The organism is Micromonospora sp. NPDC085948 (genome assembly GCF_040686315.1).
GTDB lineage: Bacteria > Actinomycetota > Actinomycetes > Mycobacteriales > Micromonosporaceae > Micromonospora.
Window position 1 is genome coordinate 1 of sequence record NZ_JBFBJW010000032.1, and the last position, 5,405, is coordinate 5,405.

Consider the following 5,405-nt stretch of genomic DNA (forward strand, 5'->3'; position numbering starts at 1 on the left):
CGATGCGCACATATGAGTCGTCGCGGCTCGCGTCCCCACGCGAGAGGAAGTTGATCTCGCGTGGGTATCCATGAACTCTGGTGTCCGAGGGGGGATTCGAACTCTTGTACGCGTCATATGTGCACCATTCTGGGGTGCACATGCTCATAGATTACGGTACGACCAGGATTGGCTCAAGCCGGCATCCCTATCACCCTGCGTGAGAGCCAGAATAGCAGTCTGAACGCGCGGCTTCGAAGATTCCAACCCGCTCGCCTCGTTATCAACCGGCCGAGATTAAGGTGAGGCCATCGAGTTAGATCCCGCTGCTCCTGCGCTGGTGAGCTTTTAGTTTCTCGGCGCGGGACAGATCGCGAACAAAGAAATAAGCGACGGGATCGATTAGTTAGGGCGGTAGGTTGCTCCCTGCCTCGGCTGCCGCGACTGCTTCACCTGGTCATTCTCAGGCTCCTGCTGCAGCTTGATGTCCCTGAGGCCGGAGTTGAGGGCGCGCATCGCCATTCCGGTGTCGTAAGTGACTAGGTGGACGGGCCGGCTGGCGAGCGTCTGCAGGACGACAGCTCGGTCGATGATTTCGTCGTCGGCTCGCGACTGACGGATGTGCCCAGGTGAGTCGAAGAGGACGTCTAGCTTGAGCATGCCTCGGGCGGTCTCGTCGTTGGACAGGTCGGCAGGTCGGATCAGCCCGCCGGTGCGGTACATGCGGTCGATGTAGGCGACGCCGTACCGGGCCCGGGCCCGGGCCTTGCCGTCTCCGGTCCGCTTGAGGCGGTCGAGTTCGTCGACCACGACCATCGGCACGACGACGCGGAGCGGTTCGAAGGCTCGATGGATCAACGCGTGGACGTCGAGGTCCTCGATCTCCTGCGGGTGGTGCATGAACACGTTGGTGTCCAGGACGACGAGGACGTCGTCCCCTGCGAACCGCTGCGTCTGCTGCTGAAGGTCGTCGATCGCGGCTTGGAAATCGTCCGACCGCTCTGTGAGTTGCTGATTGACCAGAGCCTTGACGACCAGGTCGCCGCTGGCGTGCACGGTGAACGACGAGAGCGCGGACAGCAACACCTCGTAGCTCTTGGTGGGGACGAGTCGTTCGAGGTCACCGGCCCGAACCTGATTCCGCAGTCGGCGGCGAGCTTCCTGCATCCACGCAAGGTAAGCGGTGGCGCTTTCGCTGGCGATGAACTGGCTGCTGTTCTGCTGGTTGCTGATGGCGAAGCGGAGGTCGGTCAGCGCGGAATACAAGGCCTTGTGGCTTGTACCCGGGAGTGGGTTGATGAGCACTCCGCGATCCTTCACCGGCTCGCGGGGCCGCGCCACCCCCGAGATATCGGCCAGACCTGGACCATTCGCTGTTGCGGATGTGGGGCCCCTCCCAGGGCTGTTCCCAACATGCCTGGAGGCAGAAGATCAGGGCGCTCACAGGGCTGCGGGCTGCGAGCTCGACCCATCACGGGGACTGGGTTTGCAGCGGACCCAGCGCACGTCGGTGCTAGCACGAGGGGCAACCGCGGACAGTCGTGTCGCACTCTGTGTGCGACGGACGCTTGCAGCTGCGGAGGAGGATGCAATGCCCGCGTCAGACCAGGCGGTTCGTGCGCCGTCGATTGCACGCACTCCGCTGGCGCCCCTCAGGAGTGTGTGCGTGCTGAGAAAGATCATCATCAAGAACTACAAGGTCTTCCGGGACTTCATCCTCGATCTCAACCCTGGCATGAACGTGATCGTGGGCGACAACGACGTCGGCAAGTCGAATGTCCTAGAAGCGCTCAACCTCGCGTTGACCGGACGGCTGAACGGCGCCCCGATCGCAAACGAGTTGTCCCCGTTTCTGGTCAACCAGCAGGCGACTCGCGAATACATCACCGCCTTGCGCGAGCGAGGTCCCGCGGTTCCACCGGAGATCCTCATCGAGGTCTACTTCGACGACACCGAGGACCTGGCGACGTTGAAGGGCAATAACAACTCCCTCCGAGAACCCGCGCCAGGCGTCAAGATGCGCATCGCGTTCAACGACGACTTCATTGATGAGTACGCGGCCTACATCACCGACCCGCAGCGGATCACCTGGGTACCTACTGAGTACTACCAGGCGCATTGGCTGAACTTTGCGGGCAGCGCCGTGACCCAGCGGGGCGTGCCGGCGAGGGCCTCGCTGATCGACGCGACCGCCATCAAGCTTCAAAGCGGCGCAGATGCGTACCTCCAGTCCATCATTGGCGCGAACCTTGCGGCGAGAGATCGTGTGGAACTGACGCGGTCGTATCGCAGCCTGCGCGAGACGTTCGCCGAGATTGACGCGGTACGGGAGATCAACACGAAGCTGGCGGGTGACCGCGGCGACATCAGCGACCGGGGCTTGACGCTCTCCATCGACATCTCTCAGCGGGCCAGCTGGGAACGCAACCTGGTTCCGCACCTGGACGAGCTGCCCTTCCAGTACGTCGGCAAGGGTGAGCAGAGCCGCCTCAAGATCCTCCTTGCTCTCAACGAGAAAATCCCCGAGACACATGTCGTGCTGGTGGAGGAGCCCGAGAATCACCTGTCGTTCACCTCGCTCAATCAGCTCGTTGACAAGATCAGCGAGAAGTGCGAAGGCAAACAGGTCCTCGTGACTACCCACAGCGCCTACATCCTCAACAAGCTGGGCCTGGATGAGCTCATCCTGTTGTCGGCCTCGGGTGGGCGCCGGATCGTCGATTTGCCGAGCAGCACCGTCGACTACTTCAAGAAACTCTCGGGCTACGACACCCTGCGCCTGGTCTTGGCGAAGCGCGCCATCCTGGTCGAGGGGCCCTCGGATGAGCTCGTCGTCATGCGTGCCTACCTCGACGCCCACGGCAAGATGCCAATCGCCGACGGCGCGGACATCATCAACGTTCGTGGGCTCTCAGCAGCCCGGTTCCTGGACCTCGCCGTTCCGCTGAGGAAACCTGTCGCCGTCGTCAACGACAACGACGGCGACGCCGACAAGATGGCGCAACGCTACGCCGGCTACACGGCCCATGATTTCATCTCCATCCACATAGGCAAGGGCGAGCAGAAGACGCTTGAGCCGCAGATGCTCGCTGCCAACGGGCGGCAGCGCCTGAACGAGGTTCTCGGCAAGAGTTACACGAGCGACGCGGAGCTGCTTGACCACATGATCGCGAACAAGACCACCACCGCTCTGGCCATCTTCGAGACGAACCACCCGATCACGATGCCGGAGTACATCCGCGATGCCGTCGCCCACTAACCGCGCTGTCATCGCCGCGGCAGGGTCACGCAAGACCCAACTCCTCATCGACGCGGCGCTCGCCGACCCGACACGGCGAGTCCTGATCACGACCTACACACAGGAAAATCTCGCGCAAATCACCCGCCGCATCCTGCAGGTGACCGGAGTCATGCCGAGCCACGTCACGGTGATGGGATGGTTCAGCTTCCTCATCAGCCAGACAGCCAAGCCCTTTCAGCACCACCTCGTCGGACAGATCGACTACATCCGCTCGCTTAACTTTGTGGGCAGCCGACCGCGGTTCACTCGCCAGTCGAACACCCTTGCCTACTACTTCGACCAGCACGGCGACATGTACCGCGACGGCGTCGCCGACTTCGCCTGTCGAGCCGACGAGGCCGCCAGCGGCGCCGTCGTACGCCGGCTCGAAGCGATGTACGACTGCATCTTCATCGACGAGTTCCAAGACCTCGTCGGCTACGACCTTGACCTGGTAGAACGACTTTTCCGATCCAAGATCGAAGTCACCGTCGTCGGTGACCCCCGCCAGCACACCTTCGCCACGAATAACGGCCCCCGGAACAAGAAGTACCGCGGTGCCGGGATCATGGCCTGGCTGACACTCCACCGCACCCTCTGCGCCCTCGACCTGCGCACTGACAGTTGGCGGTGCAACCAACAAATCTGCGACTGGTCCGACCGGCTCTACCCAAACATGCCAGCCACTACCTCCCGCAACCACGCCGCGACCGGCCACGACGGGATCTTCCAGATCGCCCCGGACGACATCACCGCCTACGTCGCGAAGTACCAACCCCAGATACTTCGCGACCGCCGCACCGCCGACACTCGCGGGCTAGCCGCTCTCAACATCGGCCTCTCCAAGGGCAGCACCTATCCCCGCATCCTCATCTTCCCGACCAAGCCCATGCTCAAGTACCTCAAGACCGGCGACCTTGCCACCCTCACAGCAACCGACCGGCTATACGTCGCCGTCACGCGCGCCGAACACAGCGTTGCCTTCGTCGTCGACCGGCGCGACGCCGACTACATCCCCTGACAACGGCCGAAGCCGAGAGATGTCGTCCGCTACCCCTTTGATGGCTGCACAGGTAGGCAGTTGTCGGCCGATCCGCCGCAGCTCAGCGTGTCGCTCGAATCGCGTAGGAGTGGGCGAGGTGTTTCTCGGCTCGGAGCAACGGGCACCGGTCTAGCGGCTCTCCCCGGCGTCGTAGCTGACCAGATTAGGGACATCGTCGACTTGGATCGGGCACCGGCCGACATCAGGCCGGTCGTCCCACTCATGAGGCTCCGCTTGGCCGGGGGACCAACGTCCCGAGCGCCCCAACACAACGGCCAACGGCCGCGCCTTCGACCATGTCGCCCGGAATTCCTGGGACCTGACCACGCTCGGCGAAACCGACAAGGCCCCGCTCCCCCGGACTTCGGTCACGTCGCCTCCTGAGCCAGGACCACCCATGCAGGTCGACGAGCTCGTGAGCGACGCACCACTACAGCTAGCTGTAGTGCCCAGCAGCGTTGTTGACGCGGCTGATGGGGTGGTTTGCCGCCGAGTGAGGTGTGGTCCTTCGGTGTCAAGGAGCGGTCCGCAAAGCCGTGGCCAGGAAGAGCACGAAGGGCCGCAGGCCGGCCCGGGACGACCCGCGCAGCTCAGCCGGGTTGAGCGCGGCTCAGCACCAGAACGCTGACCGCGTGGTCGGGTTGCGATGTTTTGCGGTCAACCGCGCGGCGTTCGGTCCGCAGGAGCGTCGCGACGCCGAGCTACACGGCTCGGCGGCGCGGGGATGGTGCCGTCAGTACGAGTCGGGCTCGCCGCAGTCGCGGCCGCAGCCTTGGATTTGCGGCGGTGCAGCGTGAAAGTCATGACCACCAAGACCAGCGCTCCGACGATCAGCCCGAGGATCGCGCTGGCCACCGTGTTGACGAGCCAGCCGACGAGCCCGCCGAGAACACCCGTAGCGTCGTGGGCGGCGACCTCCACGTGGTGCACGGCCTCATACAGGAAGTGCAGGTTCAGCTCGTTCGTGCCTAGCAGCAGGATGTGCCCGCCCACCCACAGCATCGCCGCAGTGCCGACTACCGTCAGCACGGTGAGGACCACCGGCATCGCCCTCACCAGACCGCGGCCGAACGTGGCGACGGCGCCGGAACGTTGCGACAGGCG

The 5,405-nt window shown here is 63.7% G+C and carries 4 protein-coding genes; 2 read left to right on the top strand and 2 right to left on the bottom strand.

The features are described from left to right. Positions 1-381 precede the first annotated feature (381 nt). Positions 382-1,284, bottom strand: coding sequence for a PIN domain-containing protein (locus AB0O48_RS34485; protein ID WP_365070177.1), 903 nt, complete (start codon positions 1,282-1,284; stop codon positions 382-384). Positions 1,285-1,645: 361 nt separating this feature from the next. Here AB0O48_RS34485 and AB0O48_RS34490 point away from each other — a divergent pair, with 361 nt between their 5' ends. Both AB0O48_RS34490 and AB0O48_RS34495 read left to right on the top strand, forming a co-directional pair. Continuing rightward, positions 1,646-3,238, top strand: coding sequence for an AAA family ATPase (locus AB0O48_RS34490; protein ID WP_365070180.1), 1,593 nt, complete (start codon positions 1,646-1,648; stop codon positions 3,236-3,238). Then, the gene (locus tag AB0O48_RS34495) at positions 3,222-4,280 is read left to right on the top strand and encodes a UvrD-helicase domain-containing protein (RefSeq protein WP_365070183.1); all 1,059 of its coding nucleotides are present in this window, start codon (positions 3,222-3,224) and stop codon (positions 4,278-4,280) included. The genes AB0O48_RS34490 and AB0O48_RS34495 overlap by 17 nt, the downstream gene beginning before the upstream one ends. Before the next feature lie 678 nt (positions 4,281-4,958). Here AB0O48_RS34495 and AB0O48_RS34500 read toward each other — a convergent pair. Next, positions 4,959-5,405 (bottom strand): DUF808 family protein (locus AB0O48_RS34500; protein ID WP_365070186.1); only part of this gene is annotated, 447 nt, incomplete at its 5' end.

Coding starts and splice junctions, on each gene's coding strand:
- AB0O48_RS34495 (WP_365070183.1), top strand. CDS start 3,222: ATGCCGTCGCCCACTAACCGCGCTGTCATCGCCGCGGCAGGGTCACGC.